Annotated in this window: 18 protein-coding genes; 8 read left to right on the forward strand and 10 right to left on the reverse strand. The window is 62.9% G+C overall.

Going from position 1 to position 15663, the window contains the following annotated elements; genetic code table 11:
- The 4 genes from EOB59_RS29470 to EOB59_RS29485 all read right to left on the reverse strand — a co-directional run.
- On the reverse strand, nucleotides 1-624 hold a 624-nt coding region (locus EOB59_RS29470; RefSeq protein WP_128289839.1), incomplete at its 3' end, for a formylmethanofuran--tetrahydromethanopterin N-formyltransferase.
- Nucleotides 612-2243, reverse strand: coding sequence for a formylmethanofuran dehydrogenase subunit A (locus EOB59_RS29475; protein ID WP_127810594.1), 1632 nt, complete (start codon nucleotides 2241-2243; stop codon nucleotides 612-614). The genes EOB59_RS29470 and EOB59_RS29475, both read right to left, overlap by 13 nt.
- Entirely contained in the window at nucleotides 2237-3100 is an 864-nt protein-coding gene (locus EOB59_RS29480) for a tungsten formylmethanofuran dehydrogenase (protein ID WP_245270310.1), read from the reverse strand. The genes EOB59_RS29475 and EOB59_RS29480 overlap by 7 nt, the downstream gene beginning before the upstream one ends.
- Nucleotides 3101-3443: 343 nt before the next feature.
- Nucleotides 3444-3824, reverse strand: coding sequence for a 4a-hydroxytetrahydrobiopterin dehydratase (locus EOB59_RS29485; protein WP_027036898.1), 381 nt, complete (start codon nucleotides 3822-3824; stop codon nucleotides 3444-3446).
- 156 nt (nucleotides 3825-3980) lie between these two features.
- On the opposite strand from EOB59_RS29485, the gene EOB59_RS29490 reads away from it, so the two are divergent.
- The 7 genes from EOB59_RS29490 to fae all read left to right on the forward strand — a co-directional run bounded on the left by EOB59_RS29490 (nucleotide 3981) and on the right by fae (nucleotide 10544).
- Entirely contained in the window at nucleotides 3981-4952 is a 972-nt protein-coding gene (locus EOB59_RS29490; RefSeq protein ID WP_127397427.1) for a beta-ribofuranosylaminobenzene 5'-phosphate synthase family protein, read from the forward strand.
- 29 nt (nucleotides 4953-4981) lie between these two features.
- Nucleotides 4982-5875 carry an NAD(P)-dependent methylenetetrahydromethanopterin dehydrogenase gene (locus EOB59_RS29495; RefSeq protein WP_127397428.1) on the forward strand — a complete coding sequence of 298 codons (894 nt, stop codon included), beginning with the start codon at nucleotides 4982-4984 and terminating at the stop codon, nucleotides 5873-5875.
- Nucleotides 5876-5888: 13 nt separating this feature from the next.
- Nucleotides 5889-6983 carry an ATP-grasp domain-containing protein gene (locus EOB59_RS29500; RefSeq protein ID WP_128289840.1) on the forward strand — a complete coding sequence of 365 codons (1095 nt, stop codon included), beginning with the start codon at nucleotides 5889-5891 and terminating at the stop codon, nucleotides 6981-6983.
- The gene (mch, locus tag EOB59_RS29505; RefSeq protein ID WP_128289841.1) at nucleotides 6980-7936 is read left to right on the forward strand and encodes a methenyltetrahydromethanopterin cyclohydrolase; all 957 of its coding nucleotides are present in this window, start codon (nucleotides 6980-6982) and stop codon (nucleotides 7934-7936) included. Before EOB59_RS29500 ends, mch begins: the two co-directional genes overlap by 4 nt.
- Before the next feature lie 132 nt (nucleotides 7937-8068).
- Nucleotides 8069-9016: a RimK family alpha-L-glutamate ligase gene (locus tag EOB59_RS29510; RefSeq protein ID WP_128289842.1), complete on the forward strand. Its 948-nt coding sequence runs from the start codon at nucleotides 8069-8071 to the stop codon at nucleotides 9014-9016.
- An 11-nt stretch (nucleotides 9017-9027) separates the two neighbouring features.
- Entirely contained in the window at nucleotides 9028-9888 is an 861-nt protein-coding gene (locus EOB59_RS29515) for a triphosphoribosyl-dephospho-CoA synthase (protein WP_128289843.1), read from the forward strand.
- Nucleotides 9889-10037: 149 nt separating this feature from the next.
- Nucleotides 10038-10544, forward strand: a complete 507-nt coding sequence (gene fae / locus EOB59_RS29520; protein WP_013532036.1) for a formaldehyde-activating enzyme — start codon at nucleotides 10038-10040, stop codon at nucleotides 10542-10544.
- A gap of 137 nt (nucleotides 10545-10681) precedes the next feature.
- Here the strand turns inward: fae and EOB59_RS29525 are convergent, their stop codons facing one another.
- Nucleotides 10682-11380, reverse strand: a complete 699-nt coding sequence (locus EOB59_RS29525) for a HisA/HisF-related TIM barrel protein (RefSeq protein WP_164895780.1) — start codon at nucleotides 11378-11380, stop codon at nucleotides 10682-10684.
- 45 nt (nucleotides 11381-11425) lie between these two features.
- Between EOB59_RS29525 and EOB59_RS29530 the strand changes: the two genes are divergently transcribed.
- Nucleotides 11426-12469: a hydantoinase/oxoprolinase family protein gene (locus EOB59_RS29530; RefSeq protein WP_128289845.1), complete on the forward strand. Its 1044-nt coding sequence runs from the start codon at nucleotides 11426-11428 to the stop codon at nucleotides 12467-12469.
- A gap of 19 nt (nucleotides 12470-12488) precedes the next feature.
- Here the strand turns inward: EOB59_RS29530 and EOB59_RS29535 are convergent, their stop codons facing one another.
- The 5 genes from EOB59_RS29535 to EOB59_RS29550 all read right to left on the reverse strand — a co-directional run.
- Nucleotides 12489-13079: a DUF447 domain-containing protein gene (locus tag EOB59_RS29535; RefSeq protein ID WP_128289846.1), complete on the reverse strand. Its 591-nt coding sequence runs from the start codon at nucleotides 13077-13079 to the stop codon at nucleotides 12489-12491.
- A 3-nt stretch (nucleotides 13080-13082) separates the two neighbouring features.
- Nucleotides 13083-14477, reverse strand: a complete 1395-nt coding sequence (locus EOB59_RS29540) for a DUF6513 domain-containing protein (protein ID WP_128289847.1) — start codon at nucleotides 14475-14477, stop codon at nucleotides 13083-13085.
- A complete protein-coding gene (locus EOB59_RS29545) occupies nucleotides 14470-15021 on the reverse strand; it encodes a flavoprotein (RefSeq protein ID WP_128289848.1) in 552 nt (183 codons plus the stop codon). Before EOB59_RS29545 ends, EOB59_RS29540 begins: the two co-directional genes overlap by 8 nt.
- A 3-nt stretch (nucleotides 15022-15024) precedes the next feature.
- Nucleotides 15025-15162 (reverse strand): hypothetical protein, encoded by a 138-nt coding sequence (locus EOB59_RS35400; RefSeq protein WP_164895781.1) that lies wholly within the window; start codon nucleotides 15160-15162, stop codon nucleotides 15025-15027.
- A 75-nt stretch (nucleotides 15163-15237) separates the two neighbouring features.
- Nucleotides 15238-15663, reverse strand: a 426-nt coding sequence (locus EOB59_RS29550) for a dihydroneopterin aldolase (RefSeq protein ID WP_164895782.1), incomplete at its 5' end; no start/stop codon positions are given.

Below are 15663 nucleotides of genomic sequence, written 5' to 3' on the forward strand. Positions count from 1 at the left end.
ACCCGAACGGGCAATGCCGCCCGGAAACGGCACGATGGCGCCAGGCACCATGCCGATCGCAGCGACCGCGGCCTCGGCAGCGGCCAAAGCGTTGGCGCTGTTTTGCGCCATGACAAAGAAATTGCCGCCACCGACAGCTTCCTTCGTCAGTCCGGTCGTTGCTTCGCACAGGAACTCGCCATCCATGACGGGAATACGCCAGAAATGCCTGTCGCCGATCTTCTTGGAGATTTGCCAGCCGTCGCCGAAATAACGCAGCGCCGAACCGAGCTTGAGCTCGGCGCTGCCTTGCAGCCCGGCAAAGCAGGCGGAACCCGGCGAGGTCAAAACGCACTGGCCGACACGATTGAGCAGTTGCTTCTGCAATTCGTCCGTCCCCATCGCGAAAATCATGACGCGACAGCCGGGCCGGCCATCCGGTGTGGCCGATGGCGGCAGGTCGAGATCGATTGCCGCTTCGCAGCCGCAACCGATCACCGAGGTGGCGAAACCGGTCATCGTGATCGCCGCCTGGCGAGCCCATTTCCGGCTCGGCGCGGTGATGACGATGGCGGTCGCGCGCATGCCGAAGGCTTCGGCGAAGGTATCGTCGATCGTTACCCCATTGACGCTCATGTTCGGCATGGCACCTCGCCGAATGGCTGTTCGCGCGCAATCGCGGAATCCGGAAAATTGAACCAGTCCAGCGACAGGCCGTAGCGCTGCTGGTGATAGTCCTCGAGCCGTCGCACCATTGCCTTGTCGACAGGCGGCTTGAGCCTCAATGCCTTGCCCCAGCGGTAATGGATGATTTCCCCGTCTTGCACGACGAGATCGCCATCCTTGAAAACATACGCCGCTTGTCCGAGCATTTTCGCGATACTGCGGTCCCTGCGATAGACAGCGATGTCGGCTGTTGCACCGGCGCCGAGATGGCCTCGATCCGTCAAGCCAAGCAGCTTGGCCGGCGCCGCGCGCGTCATGATGGCGATTTCCTCGAACGTGTATTCGCGGTCGATTGCGGCCAGGGTAGAGAGCGCCAGGGCGGATCGTGAAAGTCCAGCGGTCATTTCGGCGCGCGCTTCCCGGCTCATCAGCAGTTCGAACAGCGCCGGATAAGCCGTAAAAGGTGCACCGTTGGGATGATCGGTGGTGAAGAACACACGCCAGGGATCGTCGATCAGGAGAAAAAGCTCGAGCCCGATCGCCCACTGCATCGTGCCGTAGAAGTCCTTGCCATAGCTGTAGGGCACGATGCCGCCGCCATTGCCGTCACCATCATGAATGACGGTCTTTTTCGGGTGCGCGCTGCCACGCGCCGAAAACTGCCGCATGACGTCGGAGGAGACCGTGACCGTCTGGCCGAACATGACCTGGCCGATATCGATGGTGACTTCCGGCGTCGCGTTGACCAGTTCGGCAAGCCGTGCGGCGGCAGAGGAAAACCCACGTTTTCCTTCCGTGCCATAGCCATAGAACTGGAGGTGGGCGAGATGCAGCGGCAGCCCATCCGCCGCTGCGATCGTCGCAGCCGCCGTATTCGCCGATCCGGGGCTGCCCAGATTGTTGCAATGGACATGCAGGGGATGCGGCAGGCCAAGACTGTCGACGGCGGCCTGCAGCGTCTTGACGATCTTGCGCGAACTGACGCCATAGGAAGGCACGACATCGTCCAGCGAGAAGGTGCGGACGTTCTCCTTGAAGGCGGCCGCCGCACCGGCGTTGATCACCTTGACCCCAAGCGCTCGCGTCGAAGCGACCGTCCAGGCGACATAGTCCTCGATCATCGTGGAGGGGGCGTCATCGCGGATCATCGACAGAAGGAAATCGTCATTGCCGAGAATGGCAAGGGTTGCTTTGTCGATGATCGGGATGTCAGCCAGTTCGAGATGCGTGTGAAGCGCCGCTCCCGGCGACATCGCCGGCTCGACCACCGTCGTAAAGCCCATCTTTGCGTAGAGGCAGCCCGTCTGGAACGTCGACCAGCCGGCATTGGAGAGCGGCGTCGTTGCTGGCCTCAGCTGATGGGCGGCATGCTGTTCGGGCAAGAGCAGCCGCGCGGTGTTCACATTGCCGCCACCGATGTGGGAGTGGATGTCGATGGCGCCAGCCATCACGATGCAGCCGCTGGCTTCTATGGTCCGGTCGGCCGCCCCTCCCGCCGGCGCCGGGACGATCTTGTCGTCCTTGATCCAGAGGTCGCCTTTGCCGAGACGGCCGTTGACGGGATCGATGATGTCGCCGCCGGCGATTTTCGTCAGCATGGCAGTGGCTCGGCGAAAGCGTGGGTAGCGATCAGGCGGATGATCGTCGCGGCGGAGGGCAATTGCGAGGCCGCTTGCGCCTCGGTCGACCTGAGCGAGCCCGTGCGGCTGGAATAGACAACCGCATCGTGATCAAGCCCAGCCTCGCCGATGGCGATGGTGACTGCGGCACCGGCAACCGGCTCTTGCGTTTTCGTCAACGCAATCAGTGCCATGCGGCGCTTTTTTTCCTTCGGTTGGGCCGTTGCGGCGGAGATCCGCAGGTGCAGGTCGGCTTCGCCGGCAGCGATCATGCGCGCCACATCGCAGCGCCAGGGATCGAATTCCGGGAAGCCGCGCGCAAAGCCGGTGCGCAGCGGAAAACCTGTCATCCAGGCCGAGGCGAGCGTGCTACCCCAGCCGTTTTCGTTCGCCGGCAGATGAAGGCCGGATGCGCGCGAGTTGCGATTGAGATCGGCGATCAGTCCTTGCAGCATCTCCAATGCCAGGCCTTCGGCGGCGTGGCCTGAAAACAGGAACACGGGAAAACGCGCGGCCGCCAGAGCTTTGGCGAAATCATTGAAATTCGACACCGGTTGCGATGTACGCCGCCCTTTGTACTGTGCTCTCAGTGCCGCCAGCGTGGCGGCGAGGCTAGCTTGGCCACAGGAAAGTCGCGTTGCCTCGCGCCCGCCGTTCAGCGGCGGCACAGACATCCCGTTCGGGCCTACCACGAAGAACGCGCGCTGGTTCACGGTCGAGAGGTCGGGAACCGTCCCGGCGAGTTCGCCAACAAGACCATGATGGATCCGCGGGAGCTCGCCCACGATCACCACGACATCGGCACGCCGGCGCGTCTCTCCGGGGGCGACGGTCATTGCCCCCTTGTCCGTAAAAAGCGCAGTCTCCCGGGCAAGTGCCGCGCCATCGGCATGGTCGTATGCCGCGCCAGCCCTCTCAGCCAGCGCGATCGCCGCCCTCGTGCCGTCTATATCCGTATCAAAGCTGAAAACCGGGCACCGACTTGACGACAGTAGCGACGCGGCATGCGCAGCCGCGCGCTCAATCAGCGCTTCCCGGTTGCCGATCCAAGCAACCGCCATTCGCTAAACTACTTTCTGGTGCCGCCACGATCCTAGACGAAACTGGATTGGCCGTGAACCCCACCTTGCAGCGGATCAGCGAATGTTTTCATACGCTATCAACAAATTCCGACCCTGCTTAGTCATATTTGACGTAAGCGAAGCGTTGATCGGTCAGCGGAGTGCCCTCCAGCGCCCCGCCTTCCTTGGCCGGCTGCCACTGGACAACATCCTCGATCTTTTTCGCCAACTCGAAATCCTTGTCGGTAATGCCTTTCGCCGCGTGGTTCATCAGGCGCACCTCGACCCAGGCATAGGAGGCGGTGATATCGGGATGGTGCCACGCCGCCTCGGCGAGATGGCCAACCGTGTTGATGACCATCAGCGTCGATTTCCAGCTGTGGGTCTTGTATTTGCGCCGGATCCAGCCGTTTTCGTAGCGCCATTTTGGCAGCTCCTTCTCAAGCCGCTCGGCGATCTCGGCTTCCGAATAGACCTTTTCCTTGACTGTCTCGTTCATCTCGACCTCCGCGAATTGCTCGGTCTGTCTACACGCCGGAGCCGGCAAACACCTGGATGCATTCTCTTTGGCTTGCTCCATCGACGAAAACAGTTATCATGGTACCGGGCACCTAAACTTCCATGATGCATCCATGATGCACCCATCGGGGGGCAGATGTCGAATTCTGTTACCATACGAGTGCCCGCTCGCCTGCACCTTGGCTTCCTTGATCTTAATGGCGATGCCGGACGGCGGTTCGGCAGCGTCGGGCTTCCATTGAGCGAACCCGAAACCGTCGTCACCCTGTCGCGATCCGGCGAGACCATCGTCGAAGGCTCCGAGAGCACCCGCGCCAGCGAGCATCTGTCGACGCTCTGCAAGCATCTCGGCATTCGCGGCCAGCACCATCTGGTGGTCGAGCAGTCGATCCCCAGTCATGCGGGTCTGGGGTCCGGCACGCAGATCGCCCTTGCCGTCGCCTCGGCGTTGCGCACTCTCCATAATTTGCCGCTGGATATCGCCGGCGACGCGAGCCTGCTCGAGCGGGGCGGCCGGTCCGGCATCGGCATCGCAAGTTTCGAAGATGGCGGCGTCATAGTCGACGCCGGCAAGAACGACCGCGGCGGAACGCCTCCGGTCGTCGCGCGGCTGCCGTTTCCGGAAGAGTGGCGCGTCATCCTCATCCTCGACCATTCCGGGCATGGACTGCATGGCGCTGCCGAGGTCGAGGCGTTTCGTTCGCTGCCGCCATTCCCAATGGCAGGCAGTGGGGAGATCTGCCGGAGGGTGCTGATGGGCATTATGCCGGCTTTGGTCGAGCGGGACCTTCCGGCATTCGGCGCCGCCGTCACCGCGATACAGATGCTGATCGGCAGCCATTTCGCCCCGGCGCAGGGCGGCGTGTTCACCTCGAAGCGGGTCGAGATGGCGGCCCACCGTCTCAATGAAGCAGGCGCCGTCGGCATCGGCCAGAGCTCCTGGGGGCCGACAGGCTTTGCCTTCGCGCCATCACATGACGCCGCACTCAAGTTCGTCGACGCGGTTCGGAAGACGACAATTGAGGACGGCCTTGAGATCAAGATCGTCAAGGGCAGGAACTCCGGCGCGAAGATCAGCTCAACCAGGCTGAATCTCGTCGGCAGCTGACGCTCCCGTTTCAGGCAGAAAGGCAAGAAATGGCCCGCAAACACATCCTGCACATGCTGACACCGTTGAAGCAGATGAGCCCCTTCGACGTGAACATGGCGCTCGACGCAGGTTTCGACGCCGTCGTCCCCTATGTTGATGTAAGCCTCGCCGAAGTGACAGGCTTGGTCCAGGACGCGATCTTTTCGCGCCCCCCGGATGCGGGTGTCGACACCGGCATCTTCATCGCCGGGAAGGACGCCTCGTTGGCGCTCGACATGTTCGACGCCGCGAAGAAGGCGATGGTGCCGCCTTTCCAGGTTTCGGTGTTTGCCGATCCGGCCGGCTCGTTCACCACGGCCGCGGCGATGGTGGCCAAGGTCGAAAAGGCGCTGGAGAAGAAATTGCAGCGTGCGCTCAGGGATACGAGGGTAGCTGTTTTCGGTGCCACCGGCGTCGTCGGCTTCTGCACCGCCGTCATCGCGGCAGGGGAAGGTGCCCGGGTCACACTTGTCGGCCATGACGGCATCGAGAGGGTCAAGCAGATCGCGGCCGAGATCGAAAGCAGATTCAACATCATCGTCGATGCCGCTGACGGATCGAGCGACGCACGCAAGACAAAGCTGGTCGAGGCAAACGAAATTATCCTGGCTTGCGCCAAAGCTGGCGTCCAGGTGGTCTCCAAAGCCCAATTGCAAGGCAATGACCTGCTTATTGCGGCCGACGTCAATGCCGTTCCCCCGGCCGGTATCGAAGGATTGGCCGTCAATGCCAATGGTGATCCACTCGAAGCGGCAAAAGCTGTCGGCATTGGTCCGCTTGCCATTGGCAATGTCAAATATAAGGTCGAATTCGGTCTCTTCAAAAGAATGATCGAATCCGAAAAGACGATCACGCTCGATTTTCAGGAAGCGTTTTCCCTTGCACGCGAGATTGCCAAGTAACGCCGGATCTCTCTTGATCGCGGCAATTTCAGGCCGGGCGCTGGCCGCCGCCGCGCGCCGCGCCGGCTATCGTCCGCTGGTTGCCGATTTCTTTTGCGATACGGACACCGTCGCGCTCGCAGGACGCGCGACGATGCTGCCGGGCGACCTGCAGAGGGGCATCGACGGCGAGCGCATCGTCGACACGCTTCGGCGATTGGCTGGCGACGACCTGCCGGTCGCCATTATCCTGGGCTCAGGGTTTGAGCGGATGCCTGAGACCGTGGAGGAGATCGCGCGACACTTTCCGCTCGCAGGCAACGGCGGCGCCGCGATCCGCAGGATCAAGGATCCGCAGTTGCTGGCCGATGATTGCGCCGAACTTGGCATCCCGCATCCGCAATTGCGATGGGACCAGCCGCCTGATCCGGAGAACTGGGTGGTCAAGACCGCGGGCGGCGCCGGCGGCGGGCACGTCAGACGAGCAGCCGGAGAAAGCCCGACCGCCGGCCGCTACTTCCAGCGCTTCGTTGCCGGACGCAGCATCTCGGCCCTGTTCGTCGGCAACGGGCAAACCGCGCACGTCGTGGGCTTCAGCCAACAATGGACGTCCCCCTCCCCGACAGCGCCCTATCGCTACGGGGGCGCCGTGCGGTTGAGACGCTTCGATCGCAGACAGGCGGCGGTGATCGGCGGTTGGCTCTCAAGTCTGACGCGGCGCGCCGGCCTGATTGGATTGTGCAGCGCCGATCTCATCCGCGGGCCGGACGGCTACAAGTTCATCGAGATCAATCCGAGGCCGGGCGCCACCCTCGACATTTTCGACGATGTCGACGCGCCATTGATCGAAGCGCATCTGCGCGCCGCGACGGGTCAGGTCTTCCGCTTGCCGCGCTTCGTCGATTCGATGGCGTCGATGGTGACTTACGCCGCGACGCCAATCACTCACTTTCCGTCGATCGCCTGGCCTGAATGGACAGCGGACCAGCAGTCGGCTGGCACCCGTCTGATTGCCGGCGACCCTGTCTGCACGGTCTTCGCGCGCGGGCCGAGCGCCCAATCGACCAAGCGACTCATCAAGGGACAAGCCAGTCAATTGCAACTCCAATGGGAAGGAGACCGGACATGAAAGACGGTTCGGCATTCCTGAACGACAATGCACAGCGCATCGTTGACGGCATGATCGGCGACGCCGAACGCCTGCGCATCGTCGTTTCCAGGGGGCCATTGGGCGAGCGCCTGATCGATGCCGGTGCCAAGACCGTAGGCAGCGTCGAAGCCGGGCTGCGCATGGCCGAGGCCGCGATGGGCGGTCTCGGCAGCGTTTCGGTGTTCATGGATCGTGCGTCACAGCAATGGCCGTTCACCGTCGAAGCGCGATCTTCGCAACCGGTGCTAGCCTGCCTGGGCAGCCAATATGCGGGCTGGAACCTGTCTGGCCAGGACTATTTCGCCATGGGATCTGGACCGGCGCGCGCCCTCGCCCGGGTCGAGCCGCTGTTCGAAACACTTTCCTATCGCGACATCGCATCGTCCGCAGTGCTTATCCTTGAGACGGCCGAACCGCCTCCCCGCGCGATCGTTGAGAAAGTGGGCAAGGCAACTGGACTGGCGGCGGAAAAGCTCACCTTCCTCTATGCGCCGACACAAAGTCTTGCCGGCGGCGTGCAGATCGTTGCGCGCGCGCTCGAGGTTGCCCTGCACAAGATCAACGATCTCAAATTCCCGCTGGAGAACGTTGTCGATGGCATCGGAACGGCTCCGATCCCCGCCCCCCATCCGGATTTCCTGACCGCTATGGGCCGAACCAACGATGCCATCATCTATGGCGGCAGCGTGCAGCTCTTCGTGAAAGGATCGGCGAAAGAAGCTGGCAAACTCGCGGAAAAACTCCCAAGCAACGCCTCACGGGACTATGGCCAACCCTTCGCCGAGATCTTCACGCGGTTCAAGGGCGATTTCTATGCCATCGACCCGCTGCTGTTCAGCCCGGCCGAAGTGATCGTGACAGCGATCGAAACCGGCGATACGTTTCGCGCCGGTCGGCGTGATCTGAAAATGCTCGAACGGAGTCTCGGCTAAGAGGATGGCGGTGCAAAGGGATTCGTCCGTCATTCGCCTGCCCGACGACTGCATTTCGTGCAGCCCTGCCGCGGACGCGGCCATGGGGGCGCGGAATCGCTCGCGCCTCCGTTCCCGTACCCGAGGCGCCACATGATCCCTCGCATCCTGATCGTCAGCGACAAGGTGGACACCGGCTCCAACGGCCTGGCGGCAGGGCTTGGTCGGCGGGGCGCCGCCGTTGCAGCCGTGCCGCTGGCAGCGATCGCATTCGACACCAGCAGCCCGAGCGGACTTTCGATCCCCGGCTTCGGCGGCACGCTGCCCGACGCCGTGCTCGTCCGTTCGATCGCCGCCGGATCGTTCGAAGCGATTACCCGGCGCCTCGGCATGCTGCACGCGTTAAGCAGACTGTCGGTTCCCGTGTGGAATTCCGCGCAGGCGATCGAGCGCTGCGTCGACAAGTCGATGACGACATTCCTCTTGAAAAATGCCGGCCTGCCTACGCCACGCACCTTTGCCGTGGAAGGCCTTGCCGTCGCCGAGGAGATCGCGGCGCAAGAACTTCCGCGGGGGCCGCTGGTGCTGAAACCCTTGTTCGGCGCGCAGGGCCGCGGGATAAAGCTGATCCGCACGCTCTCGGACCTGCCGGCTGCAGAAGAGGTGAACAGCGTCTACTACCTTCAGCGATATGTGTCGCGTGCCGGTCCGCCTTTCCGGGATTTTCGCGTCTTTGTCTGCGCCGGCGAGACCGTGGCGATGATGAGCCGCATCAGCGACGACTGGATCACGAACGTCAACCGGGGCGGCGTGCCGGAACAGGTTTCCGAATATGGCAAGGCGGAACTGGCCTCGCTGGCTGTCGCCGCGTCAGCCGCGGTCGGCGCGGATTTTGCCGGCGTGGACATCGTGCGGGCTGACGACGGCAATCTGTTCATACTCGAAGTGAACAGCATGCCCGCCTGGTCGGGATTGCAATCGGTGGTCGCCGTGAACATCGCCGAGGCAATCGCCGATGCCTTGCTGAAACTCCTGGCCGACCGCGCCGAAGCGGCCGCCGCGCCGCGGCCCTATCGTTTTGCCGCGCCTGCGAATTCGTGAGAGCCGGTAGGGTGGCGCTTTCGCGTGAATACCTCCGGGCCAGCTACAAGGATGCCTGCAGGATGGAGATCGAAGCCCTCAAACCGGGCAACGTCCATCTGTTCGCCGACGGACACGGAATGTCCGCCGCCCAGTTCATGACAAGTGCGGAGGTTTCCTCCGGGCCGCTGACCGATCCTCGTCTGCCGGTCGGACAGCGCATGCTGGAGGCGGTGCGCGCGACACGACTGGCGGTCGAAACCAATACCAATCTCGGAATCATCCTTCTCACAGGACCTCTGATATGCGCCGCCGAAATGGGTGGTGACAGACTGCGAGACAATCTCGACTCGCTGCTTCGGGCTTTGAGCGTGCAGGATACCAAGGCGGTATTCGAGGCGATCGTCACGGCCGCGCCAGGCGGCCTCGGAGAAGCCGCCAACGATGTGCGGCAGGAGCCGAAGGTCCATTTGCTGGACGCGATGCGGGAGGCCGCCGACCGCGACATGATCGCCCGCCAGTACGGCAACTGTTTCGGCGACGTGTTCGGGGTCGGGCTCGCCGCGCTGGATGGAGCGTTGGCACGCGAAGAAACCGGCATGTGGCCGACGGTGTTCGTTTACATGGCGTTTCTCGCCGGCTTCCCCGACAGCCATGTGATGCGCAAGCACGGCGTTGACGTCGCAAATCAAGCGCGGCAGGAAGCCGTTGCCGTCCAGGCGGCGCTCCATGCCGAGGGCGACGAGCCGTCGCGCATTCGCCTGCTCATGGAGTTCGACCGCCGGCTGAAGGCCGACAACATCAATCCCGGCACCTCGGCCGACCTCACCGTGGCTACTCTTTTAGTCCACACCCTCGCCCTCACCTTGCATAATCGCGGCGTTGGTGCTTGACTTCCAAAAGCGGAAGCTGTGCTTCCGCGGCTATCTAGCCAACCGGTCCGGGCAAATCCGGACGCTGCCAACAAGGATAGCTGTCCATCGAGCGCCTGCTCGGTTGCAGCGTCCGTGGACATCATAATTGTGTCTTGGAGGAAATTGGCATGGCAAAAATATCAAAGGTTATGGTCGGTGAATCGCTGGTGGGAGACGGCAACGAGGTCGCGCATGTCGACCTGCTCATCGGCCCGCGGGGGAGCGCGGTCGAAACGGCATTCTGCAACGCGCTTACCAACAACAAGGACGGCTTTACTTCGCTTTTGGCGGTGATCGCGCCCAATCTTCAATGCAAACCCAACACCGTGATGTTCAACAAGGTCACGATCAAGGGCGCCAAGCAGGCGGTCCAGATGTTCGGCCCGGCGCAGCACGCCGTGGCAAAGGCCGTGCAGGACAGCGTTGCGGACGGGACCATTCCGGCCAACGAAGCGGACGACGTGTTCATCTGCGTCGGGGTGTTCATCCATTGGGACGCGGCGGACGACGCCAAGATCCAGAAATACAATTACGAGGCGACAAAGGAAGCTATCCAGCGCGCCGTTGCAGGAACCCCGACCGCCGCCGAAGCAACGGCCCAGCGCGACAAGGTCAAGCATCCGTTCGCAGCCTAGACAAGAGACAGCCCCGCACAGGAAAAACCCTCTTCTGAGACGGATGGTCTGTTGCGCCGGCTGAAAAAAGTTCTGGGCTTTTGAAACGTCACCTCCCGAAGGGCGCACGTCCTTCGGGAGTCGACGAGCAACGATGATCAGGCGCCGAGTGACGCGAGGCGGCCGGGTGTGAGCGTAGCGTTGTGCAATGAGGTTGCAACCAGCGCCGCGGCGACACCCATCGCGGACAAGGCGCTGATGTCGGCCTCATCTCGGATGCCGCCGGCCGCGATGACGGCGCGATTTCCGGCCTTGGCCTTGACCTCCTGCAGCAGCCCGAAGTCAGGGCCGGCGGCCGCACCGACCTTGGCCAGCGTCATGACAATCACCTTTTGCGGCCAAAGCTCGGGCTCTTCGAGAAGAGAACGCGGTCCGCAAAAACTATCGCCGATGAAATCAAGGGACAGGATGAGATCGGGATGATCGCAAAAACGCCGCAGCAACATGTCGTCCCGCTGCGATTCAGAGCCCAGAACAGGAGACAGCGAGCGTTCGGCAAGCGCCGCCAAAAGGGTCTTTTCGTCGGCCACGCCGGCATCGACCCAAAGTTCCGGCGGCTCCGCCATCGTCCTCAGCCGGGCGAGTGCGTCGCTGTTTGGCGCTCCGCCTTCGATAGCGTCCAGATCTGCGATGTAGAAGGTCGAAAAAGGATAAAGCCCACGCAGTCCTTCAGCGACCGCGACGACATCAGGACTTCGGCTGAGCGGCGTAACGATCGGCCTGTAGCGATCGCGTTTTCCCTGCTGGGCGCGAACCACCACGCCGTCCTTCAGGTCGAGAACCGGAATGATACGCAACGCTTTTCTCACCGACCAATTGCCCCCGTCATGAAAGCTTGAAGCGTGGAAAAAAGAAAGGGCATCATTGCCGGTTTCGACATTGGCGGCGCGCATCTGAAGGTGACCCGCGCACAAGACGGTCGCATCGTCGAGGCGGTAACGATCGCAACGCCGCTCTGGCAAGGGCTGCACAAGCTGGCTTCAGCCCTCGACGAAACGGCCCCGATCTACGCGGGTGCGGATTTCAACGCATTCACAATGACAGGCGAACTGTCGGATATCTTTCCGTCCCGCGATGTCGGCGTAGCGGCTCTGCTGGGTCAGATTTCCACCCATTTCCCCACCGACAAAAAGCTGGTCTATGCCGGACCATCCGGTTTCGTCGGGGTCGAGCGGGCAGCGCAGCTGGCCGCCGATGTGGCTTCTGCCAATTGGCACGCGACAGCCTTGTTGGTGGCAAAACTCGCCGGCGATGCCCTGTTCGTCGACATGGGCTCCACCACCACCGATATCATTGCCATCAAGAACGGCGCCGTGGCCAATGACGGCTACACCGATGCCGGACGGCTTCTAAGCGGCGAATTGGTCTATACCGGCTTTACCAGGACATTCCTGTTCGGCGTAGCCTCGTCGGCTCCCATCCATGGCAGGCTAACGCCGCTGATGAACGAGTATTTCGCCTCGATCGCCGACGCGCATCGCATCCTGGGCGTGCTCGACGAGGACGACGACAGGCACCCTCCCGCCGACGGCAAGGAAAAGACCGTGGACGGCTCGATCGCGCGGCTGGCGCGCATGGTGGGGCGCGACGCCACTGACCTGACCCCGCCGGAATGGGGTGAAGTCGCGCGCTGGTTCAGCGAGCAGCAACTGCGCAAAGTGCACGATGCAGCGTCTCTGGTTGCCGGGACCTTGCCGCGGGATGTCCCGATCGTCGGGGCCGGAATCGGTCGCTGGCAGATCAGGCGACTGGCCGAACGCATGGAACGCGAACGCAGCTACGTCGATTTCGCCGACATCATCCCCGCCGATGACACCGTTCGCGGGCAAGCGAGCAGCGCGGCCCCCGCGTCCGCGGTAGCGCTTTTGGCGGGATATCCGTTGTAAGCAGGGTGCGGCGCTCGGCCTAACCCCGCGCGTCCTCGCTACCGGAACCTTTGGCGGTCAAGTGATCGCTGACACGCTGCATCAGCCAGCCCCAGGCTTCCTTTTCGCCCTCGCCTGCGGTCTTTTCGATGGCAATCGAAAGGTAGGCGATTTCCGCCTCGATCTTGTCGCGCGGCAGCATGCCGAGCCGGCTAACCAGGATGGCCAGCTCAAGCACCGCCGCCTTAGCTCGGTTGAGGCCGGTGAACGGCGCGAGCGCTTCCTCCTGCACCACGCGGCAGAAATGGCGGGGGCGCACGCCATTGTCATCGACCGCCTGGACTTGGAGGCCCGAATACGCCAGCGCCGCCTCGAGCCTCGGCACCGGAAACCCGTCAACCGGAACGGTTGGCCAATGCTTGCGGCCTGTCAGGCAGCCGGCAAAGACACGCACGTCGTCGGTATAATTGGCGATGGCGAATGGCACTTCGGCGAGATTGTCGAGCGTGACCGACGGCCGGAACGGTGCAATCACCCAGCCGTCATTCTCGGCAATGATGCCTATCGGCGCGATGTGGACGTTGCCTGCCTTGTTGACCGTCGTGATGATCGATTCGCGAATGTAGGGCATGGTCTAGCGCTCTTTCCTTGCGCGGAGCGTCTTGCCCGGCTCGGCAAGACGGGTACGGTCGGTTTCAGGAGCCGGCGCGGCAACGCCCCATGCGAGCGGTTCGTCCTGCACATAACGCTTGCCGAGGCGCCACGCGATCTCCGCTTTCATCAGTTCCGCGCCGAGGTAAAAAGCGTGTGCGCCATCGGCGTTGACGTCCAGCCCGGCAAAAAGTTCGAACGCATCCGTGGCAACCGCATGCCCTTTGCTATTGAAAACATGGATGCCGTCCTCCGCTACCGCGATCCGGAAGTTGGCGTCGCGCACCTGGGCCGCCAATGCCTCGATATCGTCGGCTGAGGCTGTGAAAGGCTTGCGATCGTGGACCTGCAACAGGCCTGGGTGATAGCCGCGCGGCAACGCGCCGTCCGTGCAAGCAGCCAACATGATGCGGCGGGCGATATCGTGCTCCTCGATCGTCCGCACCGTGTGTGGGCTGACATGCACCGCCAGCACGTTTCGGATTCGGAGTTCCGAGCAGAGTCCCGCTAGAACGGCCGTAACACCGGAACTGTCCGCGTCGGTCAATTCGGTGAGATTGCCGGTACCCATCAGCAATTCGGCGTCCGGCCAGCGGCGCCGCGCCTCGATGAAGCGCCCGAGTGAAACGGCGAAGCCGAAATGGATCGGGTCGAGCACGGGATCGGCAATGAAGGCAACGCCGGCCTTTTGAGCGGCTTCGATGGCCCGGCCGAGCGAATCCAGATCGCCGGGCGTGGACGGTATCAACACTGCCGTAGCCCTATGGTCGAAGATCAACGGCAGCGTGTTCTCATCGAGGCTGAGAAGATAGTCCGCGCCGGCGCGTGCCCCGATCGTCAGTTCGTCCACGCTGGCCGAATCGACGCTGACCATGAATCCCCGTGCCTTGAGCGCTCGCACAGCCTCCGGCAGCAATGGAAACGGCGTCTCCGGCAGGCAGCCCAGATCGATGACATCGGCGCCGGCCGCGGCCAACATCGAGGCCCTCGCCATCAGCGCCTCGACCGACAGCATCGGCGCATCGACGATCTCGGCGAAGATGCGCATATCGTGACGCGTCAGATCCGGCGGTTTGCCCGCCCGGCCAAGGAAGGCCGGCAGGTCAGCGATCTCGTCGGGGCCGCGCACAAAGGGCACGCCGAAATGCTCCGACAGGTGCTCGATGTTGCCCCGATAGCGTCCGGGCAGGATGACGCGGCCGACGTCTCCTGTCAGAGTGAGCCGACGCTTCACAATGTCCTCGCTCATCAGCGCGGCGACCTTGACGCCGACGTCGACGATTTCCCACGCGAATGCGGTTCTGCCCAGCCCGGCCAGCAGCCGTTCCAGCCGCGCCTTGGCCAGATGGCCGGTAAGAAAAACCAGCCGCTCAGCCATCGCTTGCGAGTTCGGCCCGGCGCCGTGTGAGCGAGGCTTCGAGATCAGCGAGCGATTCGACCACCTGGGTCCGCTCGAAACTCTTCAACTGCTTGGTATTTTCCAGGTCGATCCTGCGCGGATAGACCTTGACCAGCCCGTGCGGTGCCTGGGTCTCGAGTTCCGGCGCGGTGTCGCAAGCAAAGACGATGGCTGGCACACGGCACTTTCCGGCTTGGGCAAAGACATTGGTGGCGAGCGTATCGGAAATGCCATGCACGCATTTGGCGACCGTGTTGGACGTGGCCGGCGCCACCACGACCGTGTGATAGACACCGTGGTAGAATTCGCCGACAGGGATCGCACTCGCGGTCTTGTCGTGCAGCACGCGCGTCGTCTCCGGGAGATCAAGTTTGAGCTTGTACATGCGCAACACTTCGTTGGCAGCCTTCGACACGAAGACATCGCAATGTTCGAGTTGGCGAACAAGTGCGAAGCTCTCCGTAAAGAAATGCCCGGAACCCGTCAAAACCCATGCCCAGCGCGGCACATGCAGCTTCACCATCGGCTATCCCGCCTTCTTTGCCGACGACCCTGTTGAAGCCACGATCCTGGTGCCGGGCAGCTTGCCCAACGCGAGCATCGCGCCGGCCTCGGCAGCATCCTTCGGACCGGCGAGATGGAAATCGACGCCGTCGGGCAGCATGGCGGCAAAGCCGGGGTCGACAATGCCTCGGGTCCTCAGGCTGTCAGCTGTATCGCTGTCGAAGAATGCACCGGTCTACTTGATAAGCAACAGCGCGTTTGCGCCAAGCTTGCCTGCAAGCCAGGCGGCCAGAGAATCGGAGGTAATGTCCCACGAGGCCGGAACATCCAGCGCCGGCAGTGCCAGTGACGACGGCAGCCACACCGGAACCTTGCCCGCCTCCAACGCTCGCCCGATCTCGTCCAGCGACCGTGCCGGCGTCAGCCTTTCGTCCCGGTCGAGGATGACATGGCCGAACTGTTCCATGGCCAGGATCGCCATGGCATGAGCGGCGGTATCGGAAAAATCCATGCGTGTCTGCGTCTCGCGCACATGGTCGGCAAAGAGGCCGCCGCCGGGCACGATGACGATCGGCAGCCTGGAACCCGCCAGCGCTGCGATCCAACTCTTCATCTCCGCCGCATGGGCCGTGCTGCCGCCAAGCTTGACGATGGCCCGTCG

The organism is Mesorhizobium sp. M7A.F.Ca.MR.176.00.0.0, from assembly GCF_004023165.1.
Taxonomy (GTDB): domain Bacteria; phylum Pseudomonadota; class Alphaproteobacteria; order Rhizobiales; family Rhizobiaceae; genus Mesorhizobium.

Bases quoted from the DNA above. Each gene is read 5' to 3' on its own strand.
- EOB59_RS29495 (WP_127397428.1), top strand. From the start codon at position 4,982: ATGGCCCGCAAACACATCCTGCACATGCTGACACCGTTGAAGCAGATG.
- mch (WP_128289841.1), top strand. From the start codon at position 6,980: ATGAAAGACGGTTCGGCATTCCTGAACGACAATGCACAGCGCATCGTT.
- EOB59_RS35400 (WP_164895781.1), bottom strand. From the start codon at position 15,162: ATGCTGCCCGACGGCGTCGATTTCCATCTCGCCGGTCCGAAGGATGCT.
- EOB59_RS29510 (WP_128289842.1), top strand. From the start codon at position 8,069: ATGATCCCTCGCATCCTGATCGTCAGCGACAAGGTGGACACCGGCTCC.
- fae (WP_013532036.1), top strand. From the start codon at position 10,038: ATGGCAAAAATATCAAAGGTTATGGTCGGTGAATCGCTGGTGGGAGAC.
- EOB59_RS29535 (WP_128289846.1), bottom strand. From the start codon at position 13,079: ATGCCCTACATTCGCGAATCGATCATCACGACGGTCAACAAGGCAGGC.
- EOB59_RS29480 (WP_245270310.1), bottom strand. From the start codon at position 3,100: ATGACCGTCGCCCCCGGAGAGACGCGCCGGCGTGCCGATGTCGTGGTG.
- EOB59_RS29490 (WP_127397427.1), top strand. From the start codon at position 3,981: ATGTCGAATTCTGTTACCATACGAGTGCCCGCTCGCCTGCACCTTGGC.
- EOB59_RS29475 (WP_127810594.1), bottom strand. From the start codon at position 2,243: ATGCTGACGAAAATCGCCGGCGGCGACATCATCGATCCCGTCAACGGC.
- EOB59_RS29540 (WP_128289847.1), bottom strand. From the start codon at position 14,477: ATGGCTGAGCGGCTGGTTTTTCTTACCGGCCATCTGGCCAAGGCGCGG.
- EOB59_RS29545 (WP_128289848.1), bottom strand. From the start codon at position 15,021: ATGGTGAAGCTGCATGTGCCGCGCTGGGCATGGGTTTTGACGGGTTCC.
- EOB59_RS29485 (WP_027036898.1), bottom strand. From the start codon at position 3,824: ATGAACGAGACAGTCAAGGAAAAGGTCTATTCGGAAGCCGAGATCGCC.